At 74.1% G+C, this 15603-nt stretch carries 11 protein-coding genes; 7 read left to right on the top strand and 4 right to left on the bottom strand.

All coding sequences use genetic code 11. The annotated features are described in order from the left end of the window. Positions 1-28: 28 nt before the first annotated feature. Entirely contained in the window at positions 29-646 is a 618-nt protein-coding gene (locus AB0M28_RS36485) for a hypothetical protein (protein ID WP_365414448.1), read from the bottom strand. Positions 647-974: 328 nt separating this feature from the next. Here AB0M28_RS36485 and AB0M28_RS36480 point away from each other — a divergent pair, with 328 nt between their 5' ends. Next, on the top strand, positions 975-3125 hold the full coding sequence (locus AB0M28_RS36480; RefSeq protein ID WP_365414446.1) for a DEAD/DEAH box helicase: 2151 nt from the start codon (positions 975-977) through the stop codon (positions 3123-3125). A gap of 21 nt (positions 3126-3146) precedes the next feature. Here AB0M28_RS36480 and AB0M28_RS36475 read toward each other — a convergent pair whose 3' ends face one another. The 3 genes from AB0M28_RS36475 to kdgD are packed head-to-tail and all read right to left on the bottom strand — an operon-like array spanning position 3147 to position 6651. Then, positions 3147-4313 carry a mandelate racemase/muconate lactonizing enzyme family protein gene (locus tag AB0M28_RS36475; RefSeq protein ID WP_365414444.1) on the bottom strand — a complete coding sequence of 389 codons (1167 nt, stop codon included), beginning with the start codon at positions 4311-4313 and terminating at the stop codon, positions 3147-3149. Beyond that, positions 4310-5743: an aldehyde dehydrogenase (NADP(+)) gene (locus tag AB0M28_RS36470; RefSeq protein ID WP_365414442.1), complete on the bottom strand. Its 1434-nt coding sequence runs from the start codon at positions 5741-5743 to the stop codon at positions 4310-4312. Before AB0M28_RS36470 ends, AB0M28_RS36475 begins: the two co-directional genes overlap by 4 nt. Beyond that, complete coding sequence (gene kdgD, locus AB0M28_RS36465) at positions 5740-6651, bottom strand: 5-dehydro-4-deoxyglucarate dehydratase (RefSeq protein WP_365414440.1); 912 nt, start codon at positions 6649-6651, stop codon at positions 5740-5742. The genes AB0M28_RS36470 and kdgD overlap by 4 nt, the downstream gene beginning before the upstream one ends. A gap of 109 nt (positions 6652-6760) precedes the next feature. Between kdgD and AB0M28_RS36460 the strand changes: the two genes are divergently transcribed. The 6 genes from AB0M28_RS36460 to AB0M28_RS36435 all read left to right on the top strand — a co-directional run bounded on the left by AB0M28_RS36460 (position 6761) and on the right by AB0M28_RS36435 (position 15385). Then, positions 6761-7675 (top strand): LysR family transcriptional regulator, encoded by a 915-nt coding sequence (locus tag AB0M28_RS36460; RefSeq protein WP_365414438.1) that lies wholly within the window; start codon positions 6761-6763, stop codon positions 7673-7675. Positions 7676-7910: 235 nt separating this feature from the next. Next, on the top strand, positions 7911-9236 hold the full coding sequence (locus AB0M28_RS36455; protein ID WP_365414436.1) for a gluconate:H+ symporter: 1326 nt from the start codon (positions 7911-7913) through the stop codon (positions 9234-9236). Between the two features lie 47 nt (positions 9237-9283). Further along, complete coding sequence (locus AB0M28_RS36450) at positions 9284-10615, top strand: enolase C-terminal domain-like protein (RefSeq protein ID WP_365414434.1); 1332 nt, start codon at positions 9284-9286, stop codon at positions 10613-10615. 95 nt (positions 10616-10710) lie between these two features. Further along, on the top strand, positions 10711-12045 hold the full coding sequence (locus AB0M28_RS36445) for a DUF4192 domain-containing protein (protein ID WP_365414433.1): 1335 nt from the start codon (positions 10711-10713) through the stop codon (positions 12043-12045). A gap of 380 nt (positions 12046-12425) precedes the next feature. Next, positions 12426-14594: a glycogen debranching N-terminal domain-containing protein gene (locus AB0M28_RS36440; RefSeq protein ID WP_365414450.1), complete on the top strand. Its 2169-nt coding sequence runs from the start codon at positions 12426-12428 to the stop codon at positions 14592-14594. Positions 14595-14638: 44 nt separating this feature from the next. Next, a complete protein-coding gene (locus tag AB0M28_RS36435; RefSeq protein ID WP_365414432.1) occupies positions 14639-15385 on the top strand; it encodes an NUDIX domain-containing protein in 747 nt (248 codons plus the stop codon). Positions 15386-15603: the final 218 nt, after the last annotated feature.

The raw sequence follows: 15603 nt of genomic DNA, 5'->3' as shown, positions 1-15603 counted from the left end.
CGCCTGACGCGGCGCCCGGCGGGGCCGGTCAGCGGGCCGCGGCCCGGCGCAGCGGAGCCGGGAAGCCGCCGCCTGCCTTCTGCAGAAGGCTCAGCGGCGCCTCGGCCTGCTCCGGGGCCTCGGGCGCGTGCGGACTGCGGCCGCTGCGGCCCTCGCCCAGCACATGCCAGCCCTCGGGCGTCAGCGTGATGTACGCGCCGCAGCGCAGGCCGTGCAGCGTGCACGCGTCGCGCAGGCCCCACATCCAGGCGCCGTCGTCCTCCGTCCAACCCGCGCCGCCCTCACGGCAGTACAGCAGCACCGCCGTGCGCACCGGCGTGCGGCGGCGCAGATCGTGCGGGATGACGCGGCGCAGATGCGCCAGCAGCGCGTTGCGGCGCTGCCAGCCGTCGGCCAGTACGCCGCCCATGCCGCGGCCGGTCCTGCGCGCGGATCCGGAAGGGCTGAAGGAGGCGCTGGCGAGGAGCCGTTCCTCGGGATCGAGGACGGCGACGATCGCGGTGTCGGGGACGGGTTCGTGGCGCGTGTGCAGACCGCTGACGACCTCGCGCGGGCTGCGCAGCAGGGGGATTCCGGCGTCGGCCCACTCCGGGGGCTCGAGAATGCGGCCGGACGGGGCGGGGCTCGGGGCGGAGCCGAAGGCCAACTGCACTCCTCCCTTCGTCTGCGCGCCCACGCCGGACGGCTGCGGGCAGGGGTGCGTGAGCCCTGGGCGAGGGCCGGCTTAGGGAGCGGTTCCATTCTTCCCGGCAGACTGGCCTGCGGCAATCGCCAATTGTGCGGAGCGGGCGGTTTCTGGGGGTGCGCCGGATAACTCCCTTGGACCGGACCTTGTCCGCGCCCGCCCCGGGATCTTGTACGGCTCGGTGTGCGGCCGTCCCCGGTCGCCGCATGAGGCCGCTCGCGGCGACCGGGGACCCCTGCCGCGCCGGGTGGATTCGCCGATTGTCGGTGCCATCGGGTTGCATGGGGTCATGCACGATTCGGAACTGCGCGCCGAGGCGGACGCCATCCTCGCCGGGCTCGTCGGCGACCCCCAGGGGCGCGCACGCCTGCGCGACGACCAGTGGACGGCGGTGTCGGCGCTGGTCGCGGACCACCGGCGGGCCCTGGTGGTGCAGCGCACCGGCTGGGGCAAGTCCGCGGTGTACTTCGTCGCCACCGCGCTGCTGCGCCGGCGCGGCGCCGGTCCGACCGTGATCGTCTCGCCCCTGCTGGCCCTCATGCGCAACCAGGTGGAGGCGGCGGCTCGCGCCGGGATCCGGGCGCGCACCATCAACTCGGCCAACCCCGAGGAATGGGGCGCCGTCCAGGAGGAGGTCGAGCGCGGGGAGACCGACGTCCTGCTGGTCAGCCCCGAGCGGCTGAACTCCGTGGACTTCCGCGACCAGGTGCTGCCCAAACTCGCCGCCACGACCGGCCTGCTGGTGGTGGACGAGGCGCACTGCATCTCCGACTGGGGGCACGACTTCCGCCCCGACTACCGCCGGCTGCGCACCCTGCTGGCCGAGCTGCCGCCCGGCGTGCCCGTACTCGCGACGACGGCCACCGCGAACGCCCGCGTCACCGCCGACGTGGCCGAACAGCTCGGCACGGGCGGCGGCGACACGCTCGTGCTGCGCGGCCCTCTGGACCGCGAGAGCCTGCGGCTGGGCGTGCTTCCGCTGCCGGACGCCGCGTACCGGCTGGCCTGGCTGGGGGAGCGGCTGGCGGAGCTGCCGGGTTCGGGGATCATCTACACCCTGACGGTGGCCGCCGCCGAGGAGGTCGCGGCGTTCCTGCGCCAGCAGGGCCACGCGGTGGCCTCCTACACCGGCAGGACGGAGAACGCCGACCGGCTGCAGGCCGAGGAGGACCTCCTGGCCAACCGGGTCAAGGCGCTGGTGGCCACGTCGGCGCTGGGGATGGGCTTCGACAAACCGGACCTCGGCTTCGTGGTGCACCTGGGCTCGCCCTCGTCCCCGATCGCCTACTACCAGCAGGTGGGACGCGCCGGCCGCGGCGTCGACCACGCCGACGTCCTGCTGCTGCCGGGCCGGGAGGACGAGGCGATCTGGGCGTACTTCGCCTCGGTGGGCTTCCCGCCCGAGGAGCAGGTCCGGCGCACCCTGGCCGTACTGGAGCAGGCGGGGCGCCCGCTCTCGCTGCCGGCGCTGGAGCCGCTGGTGGAGCTGCGGCGCTCGCGGCTGGAGACGATGCTGAAGGTCCTGGACGTGGACGGGGCCGTCCGGCGCGTCAAGGGCGGCTGGACGGCGACCGGCCGGCCGTGGGCGTACGACGCGGAGCGCTACGCCTGGGTGGCCCGGCAGCGTGAGGCCGAGCAGCAGGCGATGCGGGACTACGTCGCGACGACCGGCTGCCGCATGGAGTACCTGCAGCGCCAGCTCGACGACGACAAGGCCGCCCCCTGCGGGCGCTGCGACAACTGCGCCGGCCCCTGGTACGACCCCGCGGTCTCCCCGGGCGCCCTCGCGGCGGCCAAGGGCGAACTGGACCGCCCCGGCGTCGAGATCGAACCGCGCCGCATGTGGCCCACCGGTATGGCGGCGGTCGGACTCGACCTCAAGGGCCGCATCCCCGTCGGCCGGCAGGCGGCCACCGGCCGCGCGCTCGGCAGGCTCTCGGACATCGGCTGGGGCAACCGGGTACGCCCCCTCGTCGCCCCGCAGGCGGCGGACGGTCCCGTCCCGGACGACGTGCTGGCCGCGGTCGTGACCGTGGTCGCCGACTGGGCCCGCTCCCCGGGCGGCTGGGCCACCGGCGCGGCGGCACGCCCGGTGGGGATCGTCGCCATGCCCTCGCGCACCCGCCCGCAGCTGGTCACTTCCCTGGCGGACGGCCTGGCCCGGATCGGGCGGCTGCCACTGCTCGGCACCCTGGCGTACACCCCGCAGGCCGGCGACCACCCCGCGCACCGCAGCAACTCCGCCCAGCGGCTGCACGCCCTGGCGGCGTCGTTCGCCGTGCCCGACGACCTCGCCGCCGCGCTGGCCGCCAACCCCGGGCCGGTCCTGCTCGTCGACGACTACACCGACAGCGGCTGGACCCTCGCCGTAGCGGCACGGCTGCTGCGCGAGGCGGGAGCGGACGCCGTACTGCCGCTGGTCCTCGCCCAGGCGGGCTGAGGACCAGCGGCGTCCATCGCGTCAGCCGGCGAAGGCCGCCTTGTCCACCGTCCACGCCCGGCACTGGTCGCTGAGCGTGATGCCCAGCCCCGGCCGCTGCGGTACGAGCATCCGGCCGTCGCGGATCTCGAGGCGCTCGTTGAACAGCGGGTCGAGCCAGTCGAAGTGCTCCACCCACGGCTCGATCGGGTACGCCGCCGCCAGGTGGAGGTGGATCTCCATCGCGAAGTGCGGCGCCAGGTCCAGCCCGTGGTGCTCGGCGAGGGCGGCCAGCTTCAGGAACTGGGTGATGCCGCCGACCCGGGGCGCGTCGGGCTGGATGATGTCCACCGACCGGTGCCGGATCAGCTCCGCGTGCTCGGCGACGCTTGCCAGCATCTCGCCGCTGGCGACGGGCGTGTCGAGGGCGGCCGCCAGCGCCGCGTGGCCCTCGGCGTCGTACGCGTCCAGCGGCTCCTCGATCCAGGTCAGGTCGAAGCGCTCCAGCGCCCGGCCGACCCGCAGCGCGGTGGCGCGGTCCCACTGCTGGTTGGCGTCCACCATGAGCGGCACGCCGTCGCCGAGGTGCTCGCGGACGGCGGTCACGCGCCGCAGGTCTTCCGCGGTGTCCGGCTGGCCCACCTTGATCTTGATACCGCCGATGCCCTGCTCGACGGAGGCGGTGGCGTTGTCCAGGACCTGCTCCAGCGGAGCGTGCAGGAAGCCGCCCGAGGTGTTGTAGCAGCGCACCGAGTCGCGGTGGGCGCCCAGCAGCTTGGCCAGCGGCAGCCCGGCGCGCCTGGCCTTCAGGTCCCACAGGGCGACGTCGATCGCGGCGATCGCCTGCGTGGCCAGTCCGCTGCGGCCGACGGACGCGCCGCCCCACACCAGCTTCGTCCAGATCTTCCCGATGTCGCTGGGGTCCTCGCCGATCAGCAGCGGGGCCACCTCGGCCGCGTGCGCGAACTGCGCCGGCCCGCCGGCCCGCTTGGAGTACGAGAAGCCGACACCCTCGTGGCCCTGCTCGGTGGTGATCTCCGCGAAGAGGAACGCGACCTCCGTCATCGGCTTCTGCCGTCCGGTGAGCACCTTCGCGTCGCTGACCGGGACGGCCAGCGGCAGGCGTACGGACGACAGCTCGACGTTCGCGATGCCGTCGCCGGACGCGGGGGCGCTGAGGGGAGCGGGAGCGGTCACGGGGGATGTCATACGTTCCTCACCTCTTCGGGAAGCAGCTGCTGGGGGACGTTCTGGTACGCGACGGGGCGCAGGAACCGTTCGATGGCCCTGCTGCCCACGGACGTGGTGGCGGGTGCCGTGGTCGCCGGGAAGGGGCCACCGTGCACCATCGCGTGCCCCACGTCGACCCCGGTGGGCCAGCCGCCCCAGACCACGCGGCCGGCGAGCAGCTCCAGGTCGGGGAGCAGGGCGGCGGCGGTCCCGAGGTCGTCGTCGGTGCCGTGGACGGTCGCCGTGAGCTGGCCCTCCAGGGCGGCGGTGATGTCCCGCAGCCGGGCGGCGACGCCCTCGGCGCCCGGGCGGACGCGTACGACGAGCGAGGTGGCGCCGAAGACCTCGTCCTGGAAGGCGGGTTCGGCGAGGAAGTCCGTGTCGTCCACGGTGAACAGCTCGGCGCGGCCCGGCAGCTCCACGCTGTCGTCGTCCTTGCCGCTCGCCGCACGGGTGGCGCCGGGCAGCTTCGCCAGGCGGTCCACGCCGTCGCGGTAGCCGCGGTGGATGCCGGGGGAGAGCATCCGCTGCGGTTCGGTGGCGGCGATCTCGCGGGCAGCCGTTCCGAGGAACTCCTCGAAGCCGTCCCCGTCCACGGCGAACACCAGTCCGGGGTTGGTGCACAACTGGCCGGCGCTGCCGGTCAGCGAGGCGGCGAACTCGCGCCCGAGCCGCTCCGCGTCCGCGCGCAGCGCGCCGGGAAGCAGGAAGACGGGGTTGACGCTCGACATCTCCGCGTACACCGGGATCGGCACCGGGCGGGCCGCAGCCACACCGGCGAGCGCGAGGCCGCCGGCGCGCGAGCCCGTGAAGCCGACGGCGCGGATCCGGGGATCGGCGACCAGCGCGGTGCCCGTCTCGTGCCCGCCGTGCACGTGGGTGAAGGTGCCCTCCGGCAGGCCGTGTTCGGCCACTGCCTCCCGTATCGCACCGGCCACGAGGTCGGAGGTCGCCGGGTGCTCCGGGTGCGCCTTCAGTACGACGGGGCAGCCGGCGGCCAGCGCCGAGGCGGTGTCGCCGCCGGCGGTGGAGAAGGCCAGCGGGAAGTTGCTCGCCGCGAAGACGGCGACCGGGCCGAGCGGCACGCGGCGCTGGCGCAGGTCGGGACGCGGCAGCGGCTTGCGGTCGGGCAGCGCCGGCTCGATCCGTACGCCCTGCCACTCGCCGTCGCGCAGCACGGCCGCGAACAGCCGCAGCTGGCCGGTGGTACGGGCCTGCTCGCCCCGCAGCCGCGCGAGGGGCAGACCGGTCTCGGCGCGGGCTTGCTCGGGCAGCGCGTCGCCGAGGGCGTCGATGCGGTCGGCGACGGACTCCAGGAAGGCGGCGCGGGCGGCGGGGGAGGTGGCCCGGTAGCCGGGGAAGGCGGCCGCGGCCCCGGCGGCTGCGGCGGCCGCTTCGGCGGCGCTCATCCGCGCACCTTCTCGACCAGCGCGGCCAGCTCCGCGTAGTCCGCCTCGGTGAGGTCGGTCAGCGGCGGGCGTACGGGCCCCGCGGAGCGGCCGACCGCCCGCATGCCGGCCTTGACGATCGCGACCGCGTAGCCACCCTTGCGCCGCCGGATGTCGCAGTACGGCAGCACGAACTCCGCCAGGCGCCGCGCCACCTCGGCGCGGTCGTGCGCGCGTACCGCGTCGTAGAAGTCCAGCGCGTACTGGGGCAGGAAGTTGAAGAGCGCCGAGGAGTACGTCGTGACGCCCATCTCCAGATACGGCAGCGCGAACGTCTCCGCCGTCGGCAGGCCGCCGATGTACGTGAGACGGTCGCCGAGCAGCGTGTGGACGCGGGTCATCAGCTCGATGTCGCCGACGCCGTCCTTGTAGCCGACCAGGTTGGGGCAGCTGTCGGCGAGCGACGCCACCGTCTCCGGCTGGTAGACCGCGTTGGCCCGGCTGTAGACGATCACGCCGAGGTCCGTCGCGGCGCACACCGCGCGCACGTGCGCCGCCAGCCCGTCCTGCGAGGTCTCGGTGAGATACGGCGGGAACAGCAGCAGACCGTGGGCACCGGCGCGCTCCGCACGGCGGGCCGCCTCGACGGCCTCCGCGGTGCCGCGCCCCGCCGGCGCGATGATCGGGGTGCCGGCGGGCGCCTCGGCCAGCGCGGCCCGTACCACCGTGTCGGTCTCGTCGGCGGTGAGGGAGAAGAACTCCCCGGTGCCGCCGGCCGCGAACAGACCCGCGACCGGGTACCGGGCGAGCCAGGCCAGGTTCTCCCGGTAGGCGGCCTCGTCGAACGACAGGTCGTCGCGGAAGTGGGTGACGGGGAAGGACAGCAGCCCGGAACCCAGCTTCCGGGCGACCTCTGCGGGCGAGTTCATGGTGTGGGACTCCTCATACGACAGCGCTCGGGCGCGCACTCCGACGTTAGGATCCGGACCGATACACGTCCAACACCAAAGTTGGATGCACTGATACCGAGAAGGCATCATGTTCACGCTCGCCCAGCTCACCGGATTCGTCGCCGTCGCCGAGGAACTGCACTTCGGCCGCGCCGCAGAGCGGCTGCGCATGACACAGCCCCCGCTCAGCCGGCAGATCCAGCTGCTGGAGAACTGCCTCCAGGTCCGCCTCTTCGACCGCTCCAAGCGCTCGGTGTCCCTGACCCCCGCGGGGCGGGCCTTCCTCGTCGAGGCGCGGCGCCTGCTCAAACAGGCCGACACCGCCGCGCTGGCCGCACGCCGGGTCGCCGCGGGCGAGGCCGGCAACCTCGCCGTCGGCTTCACGGCCGCCAGCGCCTACGCCGCGCTCGGGCCGCTGCTGGAGCTGACCCGTGCGGCGCTGCCCGACGTGGAGGTGACGCTGACGGAGCTGGTGACGCGGGACCAGGTCGAGCAGCTGAAGGAGGGCGGCCTCGACCTCGGGCTGGTCCGGCCCCCCGTGACGACCGAGGGCCTGGCCTCCCGGCCCGCCCTGCGCGAACCGCTCATCGCGGCGCTGCCCGCCGCCCATCCGCTGGCCGCGGAGACGGGGCCGATGCCCGTCAGCGCGCTCGACGGCCAGCCGATGATCATGTACTCGCCGGTGGAGGCCCGCTACTTCCACGACCTCGTGATCAGCATCTTCCGCGCGGCGCGCATCACGCCCGTACTCACCCAGTACCTCAGCCAGGTGCACAGCATCCTGGCGCTGGTCGGCGGCGGCTGGGGGGTGGCGCTGGTGCCGGAGGCGGCGGCCCAGCTGCGCTACCCCGCGGTGGTCTTCCGGCCCGTGGAGCTGTCCGACCCGGAACCGGTGGAGCTGAGCCTGGCGTGGCGCCGCGGCAACACCAACCCGGCGCTGCGGCAGTTCCTCGCGCGGATCGGGGACGGGTGGGTGCTGAGACCGGGGGCCGGGGCGGTATAGCCCGCGCTGCCGCGACTTGGCTGGGTGCTCCCGCGACATAGCTGGGTGCTCCCGCGACGTTCCGATCCAATTCACGCATCAGTTGATTCAAATTTCGTTATGGACCGGCATCGATCGGACGCTTAGCGTCAGTCCCCAGCGTCGCGGAAGTCACTCGCGTCCCTCCTGTCCCGCTTCCCGACGGCCCTTCGCGCCGTCGTAGCGCCACCCGGTTTCAAAGAGGAAACGGACCGCCATGCCCCTGATAGTGGTCGGAATAAGCGTTCTGGTCCTGCTCGTCCTGATGACGAGGTTCCGGCTGAACGGCTTCATCGCCCTGCTCGTCGTCGCCATAGGCGTCGCCCTCGTCAGAGGGGTCCCGGTCGCCGAGATACCCGACGTCCTCGGCGAGGGCATCGGCGGACAGCTCGGCGACTCGGTGATGACCATCGGACTGGGCGCCATGATCGGCCGCATCATGGGCGACTCCGGCGCTGCCCAGCGGATCGCCGACACCATGATCGAGAAGTTCGGCGAGCGCTTCGTGCAGGTCGCCATGGTCGTCACCTCGCTGATCATCGGCGTGACCATGTTCTACGAGGTCGCCTTCATCATCATCGTGCCGGTGGCCTTCACCCTCGTACGCCGTACGGGCACGCCGCTGCTGTGGGTCGGACTGCCGATGTCCATCACCCTGTCGACGATGCACAGCTTCCTGCCCCCGCACCCCGGCCCTGCCGCCGTCGTCGGCACCTTCGACGCCTCCATGGGCAAGACCCTCGCGTACGGACTGATCTTCGCCATCCCGTTCGCCGCCGCCATCGCGCTCGTGTGGCCGCGCCTGGCCTTCGTACGCGGGCTCAACCCCTCGATCCCCACCGGACTGGTCTCCGACAAGCAGTTCGACAAGGACGAGCTGCCCGGTCTCGGCTGGTCGCTCTCCGTCGCGCTGTTCCCCGTCGTGCTGCTGGCCGGCGGCGCCGTCTACGAGATGGTCGCGCCCGAGGAGAACCAGACGTTCCACGTCGTCGCCTTCCTCGGCTCCGCGCCCTTCGCGCTGCTGTCGACGTTGCTCATCGCGGTCTGGGCGTTCGGCCCGCGCATCGGCCGCAGCCTCTCCGAGGTCGCCGAGTCCTGCAGCTCCGCGGCCAAGGCCATGTCGATGATCCTGCTGGTCATCGGCGCCGGCGGCGCCTTCAAGCAGGTGCTCGTCGACGGCGGCATCTCCGACTACATCAAGGACTTCACCTCCGGCTGGGACATCTCCCCGCTCCTGCTGGCCTGGCTCATCGCCGTCATCCTGCGCATCGCCCTCGGCTCCGCCACCGTCGCCGTGGTCACCGCCGCCGGCGTGGCCGCGCCGCTGCTGCACGGTGGCGGGACGTCACCGGAGCTGATGGTGCTCGCCGTGTCCTGCGGCTCGATCGCCTTCAGCCACGTCAACGACCCCGGGTTCTGGATGTTCAAGGAGTACTTCAACCTGTCGGTCATGGAGGCCATCAAGGTCCGCACCACGTACACCACCGTGCTGTCCGTCCTCGGCCTTGCGGGAGTCCTCGCGCTGAACGCCGCCGGCATCTGATCCGCAACCGGCAGCCGATCCGAAACAGACTGAAGGAGCCGTAAGCCATGAGCCGCCCCACCATCGTCTCGTACACCGTCTATCCGGTCGCCGGCCGCGACTGCATGGAGCTGAACCTCTCCGGCGCCCACGGCCCGTACTTCACCCGCAACATCGTGGTCCTCGAGGACTCCGAGGGACGTACGGGACTCGGCGAGGTACCCGGCGGGGCGGCCATCACCCAGACCCTCAAGGACGCGGAACCGCTCGTACTCGGCGCGCCCGTCGCCGACTACAAGCGGATCCTGCGGGAGATCGGCACCCGCTTCGGGGACCGCGACGCGGGCGGCCGCGGCGCCCAGACCTTCGACCTGCGCACCACCGTGCACGCCGTCACCGCCGTCGAGTCCGCGCTGCTCGACCTCCTCGGCCAGCACCTGGGCGTACCCGTCGCGGCCCTGCTGGGCGACGGAAAGCAGCGCGACTCCGTACGCGTCCTCGGCTACCTCTTCTACGTCGGCGACCCCGACCGCACCCCCCTGCCGTACGTCCGCGAACCCGACGCCGAGGACGACTGGCACCGGCTGCGGCACGAGGAGGCCCTCACCCCCGAGGCCATCGTCCGCCTCGCCGAGGCCGCGGAACGCCGCTACGGCTTCCAGGACTTCAAGCTCAAGGGCGGCGTACTCGAGGGCCGCGAGGAGGTCGAGGCGATCCGCGCGCTCAAGGAGCGCTTCCCCGACGCGCGCATCACCCTCGACCCCAACGGCGCCTGGTCGCTGGCCGAGGCGATCGAACTGTGCCGCCCGCTGGTCGGCACCCTCGCGTACGCCGAGGACCCGTGCGGCGCGGAGGACGGCTACTCGGGACGCGAGGTGCTCGCCGAGTTCCGCCGCGCCACCGGGCTGCCCACCGCCACCAACATGATCGCGACGGACTGGCGGCAGATGACGCACGCGCTCGCGCTGCAGTCGGTGTCGATTCCGCTGGCCGACCCGCACTTCTGGACCATGCAGGGGTCGGTGCGCGTGGCCCAGCTGTGCAACGCCATGGGCCTGACGTGGGGCTGCCACTCCAACAACCACTTCGATATCTCGCTGGCGATGGTCGCGCACGTCGGCGCCGCGGCCCCCGGCGAGTACAACGCCCTGGACACCCACTGGATCTGGCAGGAGGGGCTGGAGCAGCTCACCGTCTCCCCGCCCCGGATCGAGGGCGGCGAGATCGCCGTCACCGACGCCCCCGGCCTCGGCATCACCCTGGACCGCGACCGGCTCCAGGCGGCGCACGAGCTCTACCTCAGCGAGGCGCTGGGGGCGCGCGACGACGCGGAGGCGATGCGGCACCTGATCCCCGGTTGGAGCTTCGATCCGAAGCGGCCGTGCATGGTGCGGGGGTGACTTCGGGAGCCGCGTGACCCTCTCGCCACCTGGGGTTACGCGGGGTTATCCACAGGGTGATGCGAACGGCGGTCCCGTGCGGGACCGTCGTTGGCATGACTTCGCACAGTGACATGCAGATCACGCTCCGCACTCCGGCGGAGCTTGCCGACGCCCTGCCGTATCTCATGGGGTTCCATCCGACGGACAGCGTCGTGATGGTCGCCCTCAAAGGGGAGCGGGGCACCTTCGGCGGGCGCCTGCGCCTGGGTATCCCCGCGGCGCGGGACGAGTGGACGGACGTCGCGCACCAGCTCGCCGAGTGCCTCGTCGAGGGCAGTCTCAAGCGGGGCGCCGAGCTGACGGGCATCATCGTCTTCCTCTGCCAGGACCCCGCCGGTGACGAGTCCCCGGGCGACGTGATGGAGCGGCTGCGACCGCTCGCCCAGCGGCTCCGCGTCGCCTGCGGGCGCTTCGACGTACCGGTGGTCGAGGCCCTGTGCCTCTCCGCCGGCCGCTACTGGTCGTACCTGTGCCCCGACAGCGCCTGCTGCCCGGGCGAGGGGACGGCCCTCGCCGAGCCCGGTACGTCGGCGATGGCCGCCGCGGCGACCTACGCGGGGATCCAGGTGCGCGGGTCGCTGCGGGAGATGGAGGCCCGGCTGACGCCGCGTGCCGAACTCCCCGCGGATCCGCAGACGCAGGCCCTCGACGCGGCGGGCGCGGCGCTGGTGCCGCGGATCCTGGGCGGGGTGCCGGTGGTCTCCGGTGCGCCGGTGGTGGGGGACTCCGGTGCGGATCGGTCCGACGCCGCTCACCACCCAGCCGACGGCGGCGGGCCGGTGCGGCGGAGCGCCGCGGCGGAGCGCAGGGCCGTCCGGCGCGAGATCCTCACCCTCGCCGCCCGGGTGCTGTCGCGGCTGGCCGCCGACCCTCCGGGACGCGGTGCCGACGCGGCCGGGGATGCCCACGACGACGCGCTGATCGCCGACGACGAGGCCGCGTCGCTGATCATCGGGCTGCAGGACCGGGCCACGCGCGACCGGGCGGCGGAGTGGATGGAGGGCCGGGACGCCGCACCGGCGCTGCGCCTGTGGCGGGCCCTCGCCCGGCGCTGCGTGGGCCCCTACCGCGAGCACGCCACGGCTCCGCTGACCCTCGCGGGCTGGGTGGCCTGGTCGAGCGGGGACGACACGGCGGCCCGGGTGGCCTTCTCGAAGGCGCTGCACCTGGATCCCGCCTACACGTTCGCGAGCCTGCTGCACCAGGCCGTCAACGAGGGCCTGGATCCGGAGCCGTTGCGGCGCTCCCTGCGCCGCAGGCACCGGACGGCCCGGCTGCGGGGCCAGGTCCGTCGTACGCGTCCGGAGGGCGGACGCAGGCCGGGAGAGCGGTCGCGGACACGCCGGCGCGGCGACAACTGCACGCCCGACAGCAGGCCGACCCCGTGACCGCTGCCGTGGCCGCGCGTTCACCAGGGTGCGGTCGTCTTCGGCCGCGGGCGCGCCGGGGCGGCCGGTGGCGTGGATCGTCGGTGCGGCTCCTGGCGGGGGCGCGGGCGGTCCGTTGTGTGGGGCCGCTCCGTTGTGTGGGGCCGCTCCGCTGGACGGGCGCGCTCCGGCGGGCGTGGGTGTTTCGGGCGGCGGGCGGTGCTGCTTCGCCGCGTTGGCGCGCGGCCGACGCGGGACCGGACCGTTCCCGGCGCTCGGCACCGGAAGGGAGTACAGCAGTGCAAGGCGGCAAGGCCCAGGCCCCTCAGCCACCGGGTTCCCGAGGGGGCGGCGCGTTCGCCGAACTGCCCTGTGTCCACTCCGCGCTGCTGTGCGTGGCGATGCCCGCGCTCGCCGTGTCCGAGCCGCACGGACAGCTGGGAGGGCAGGGGCTGGAGGGCTTCTACCACGGGGGACGGCGCCTGCTGTCGCGGATGCGGCTGAGCGTGGCGGGCGCGGAGCCCGTCGCCGTGCAGGGGCGGATGACCGGGGCGGCCCAGGCCCGGTTCGTCGGCACCGTGCGCACCGCGGCCGGGCACGGGCCCGATCCGGTCGTCATCGTCGAACGTCTGCGGCACGCCGCGGGTGTCGAGCGGATCGCCCTGCGCAGCCGTGCGGCCCGTCCCCTGCGTCTCCCGGTCGAACTGGAGCTGGGCACCGACCTCGCCGAACTCGGTGCCATCGCGACGGGTTCGCCGGGGCCCGCCCTGCAGGCAGCCGTGCACGAGAACGGGCTGCGCTGGAGCACCCGGGGCGCCAGCGCCGCGGTGACCGCCTGGCCGCCGCCGGGCACCGTGCTGGCCTCGGCCGGGGTGTTGCGCTGGGAGTTCGACCTCCTCCCGGGTGAGGACCGGACCGTCGAGCTGCGGATCGCCTTCACCTCCGCGGCGCCCGCCGCCCGGCTCGACGCCCCGGCGACCCGGCTTCCGGCGCCGCGGGCGGGGGCGGGGGGACATGCGGTGGGTGGGTATGGGGCTGGGTCGCAGGCGGTGGGTGGGTATGGGTCTGGGACTGCGGCTGGGGCTGGGGCTCATCCGCCGGGTGGGTATGCCTCCGGGTCCCACCTGTCGGGTGGATTCGCGTCGTCGTCGGACCCGGGCCAGTCCGTCGTCGGCGGGTACCTCGCGGGGTCGGGTCGGGGCCAGTCCTCCGGTGGGTACGCCGCGTCGGCGGTGCCCGTGCGTCCTCAGCCGCCGTGGGGGCCGGTCGTGGCCGTCGCCGACGACGCCCGCGTGGCGCCGCTGCTGGCCTGCGCCCTGGACGACCTCGACGCCCTGCTGCTGCGGGACCCCGACCGCGCCGGGGACCTGTACCCGGCCGCCGGAGCCCCCTGGCGCTGCGGACTCGCCCCGGCCGACGCCCTGTGGGCGGCCCGCATACTGCTCCCGCTGGGCACCCGCCTCGCCGCCGGCACGCTGAGGGCCCTGGCGCGCGCCCAGGTGACCGCGCCAGGACCCGAGCTGGGGCTGATCCGCGGCGCCCTGCGCGACTCCGGTCCGCATCTGCCGCCCCGCTCCACCGGCGCCGAGGCCACGCTCCTCTTCCCCGTCGTCCTCGCCGAGGCCCGGCTGTGGGGGTTGCCCGACACCGAAACCGAACGGCTGCTCCCCGCCGCCGAACGCTGCCTCGCCTTTCTGCGCGCCGGGCCCGGCCCCCTCGTCCCGGACCCCGCACCCGACGCCCCGTACCGGATCGACACCCAGGCGCACGCCCACCGGGCCGCCATGCTGGGCGCCGACCTGCTCGACGGGCTCGGCCGGCCGGGCGCCGGTGAACTGCGCGAGCGGGCGCGGGAGCTGCGCGAGCGCGTGCGTGAGGCGTTCTGGATCGACGACCGCTCCGGCGGCCGCCCGGCCGCCGCGCTCACACCGGACGGCCGGCCCGTCGCCTCCCTCGGCAGCGCCGCCGCCCACCTCCTCGACCCGGGGCTGACGAGCGGCGGGCGCCTCGCCGAGGGGCTGCTCGACAAGGTGCAGACCGAGCAGGTCGCCCGGCTGCTGGGCGCGCCCTCGCTCGACTCCGGCTGGGGGCTGCGCAGTCTGGGCGCGAAGGAGCCCGGTTACAACCCGTTCGGGCACCGCGCGGGGGCGGTCTGCGTCCACGAGACGGCGGTGGGCGTGCACGGGCTGTTCGCCGCCGGGTACGAGAAGGAGGCCGCCGCCCTGTTGCACGGTGTCCTCGACGCCGCGGCCGAATTCGGCAACCGGCTGCCCGAGATGTACGCGGGCGAGCACCGCACCGAGGGCAGCGCGCCGCTGCCCCACCCCACGGCGTGCCGGCCCTCCGCCACCGCCGCAGCGGCCGTCGTCCACCTGCTCGCGTCCCTCGCGGGAGTGAGACCCGACGCCCCCGCGGGGACGGTGTGCGTGCAGCCGGCCGGCACGGCCCCGCTCGGGGCGGTTCAGCTGAGCGGACTGCAGGTGGCGGGGGAGCCGTTCGGGGTACGGGTCAGCAGGCTGGGGATGGCGATGGTGGAGGAGGCGGGGGAGGGATTGCAGCTGGGAGGGTGACCCAAGGGCCTGTTTATCGTCAGGCAGACGACTATGATCGCGCCATGCCACCCTACGACCCGTCGGCTTTCCCGCCGTTCGCCGTCACCGTCGACCTCGTAGTGCTCACCGTGCGGCGTCACGCCCTGTGCGCACTGGCCGTTCGCCGCGGTGAGCCGCCCTTCCAGGGGCGCTGGGCGCTGCCCGGCGGGTTCGTACGGCCCGACGAGGACCTCGAGGACGCCGCCGCGCGCGAACTGACCGAGGAGACGGGGCTGCAGCCGCAGCGGCTGCCGGACGACACGACGGCCGTGCCGGGTGCGCATCTGGAGCAGCTCGCCACGTACGGGGATCCCAAGCGCGACCCTCGGATGCGGGTGGTGAGCGTGGCCCATCTGGTGCTGGCTCCCGATCTGCCCGCGCCGCGGCCGGGCGGCGACGCGAGCGGGGTGCGCTGGGCGCCGGTCGAGACGCTGCTGAGCCGGGACTCGGAGCAGCCGCCGCTCGCGTTCGACCATGCGCGCATCCTCGCGGACGGGGTGGAGCGGGCGCGGTCGAAGATCGAGTACTCGTCGCTGGCGACGGCGTTCTGCCCGCCGGAGTTCACGGTCGGCGAGCTACGCCGGGTCTACGAGGCGGTGTGGGGCGTCGCCCTCGACCCCCGCAACTTCCACCGCAAGGTCACCGGGACGCCCGGGTTCCTCGTCCCCACGGGGGGTACGACGACGCGTCAGGGCGGGCGTCCGGCGCAGCTGTTCCATGCGGGGGGTGCGACGTTGCTCAACCCGCCGATGCTGCGGCCGGAAGCCTGAGGCTCCGGCCGGGGCGGTTCCTCGCCTGACGGTGCCGTTCACGTCGGCTGACGCGATTCGGCGCTTCGCGCCTCAGTCCTCAAGCGCCGGACGGGCTTGGGTGTGTCGTGGGGGCGGGCTCGGGCGCACCTCGGCGACATCGCGGTCGCCGAGATCGTGGGCGCCGCTGATGTCGTGCTCCGCGACGAACCGGCGCAGCGCCTCCACGTCGGTGAGCC

Origin of the sequence: Streptomyces sp. NPDC051940 (assembly GCF_040680895.1) — a bacterium.
GTDB lineage: Bacteria > Actinomycetota > Actinomycetes > Streptomycetales > Streptomycetaceae > Streptomyces.
This window is presented reverse-complemented; position numbering and strand designations above follow the sequence as displayed.

Bases quoted from the DNA above. Each gene is read 5' to 3' on its own strand.
- AB0M28_RS36480 (WP_365414446.1), top strand. From the start codon at position 975: ATGCACGATTCGGAACTGCGCGCCGAGGCGGACGCCATCCTCGCCGGG.
- AB0M28_RS36475 (WP_365414444.1), bottom strand. From the start codon at position 4,313: ATGACATCCCCCGTGACCGCTCCCGCTCCCCTCAGCGCCCCCGCGTCC.
- AB0M28_RS36470 (WP_365414442.1), bottom strand. From the start codon at position 5,743: ATGAGCGCCGCCGAAGCGGCCGCCGCAGCCGCCGGGGCCGCGGCCGCC.
- kdgD (WP_365414440.1), bottom strand. From the start codon at position 6,651: ATGAACTCGCCCGCAGAGGTCGCCCGGAAGCTGGGTTCCGGGCTGCTG.
- AB0M28_RS36460 (WP_365414438.1), top strand. From the start codon at position 6,761: ATGTTCACGCTCGCCCAGCTCACCGGATTCGTCGCCGTCGCCGAGGAA.
- AB0M28_RS36455 (WP_365414436.1), top strand. From the start codon at position 7,911: ATGCCCCTGATAGTGGTCGGAATAAGCGTTCTGGTCCTGCTCGTCCTG.
- AB0M28_RS36450 (WP_365414434.1), top strand. From the start codon at position 9,284: ATGAGCCGCCCCACCATCGTCTCGTACACCGTCTATCCGGTCGCCGGC.
- AB0M28_RS36445 (WP_365414433.1), top strand. From the start codon at position 10,711: ATGACTTCGCACAGTGACATGCAGATCACGCTCCGCACTCCGGCGGAG.
- AB0M28_RS36440 (WP_365414450.1), top strand. From the start codon at position 12,426: ATGCCCGCGCTCGCCGTGTCCGAGCCGCACGGACAGCTGGGAGGGCAG.
- AB0M28_RS36435 (WP_365414432.1), top strand. From the start codon at position 14,639: ATGCCACCCTACGACCCGTCGGCTTTCCCGCCGTTCGCCGTCACCGTC.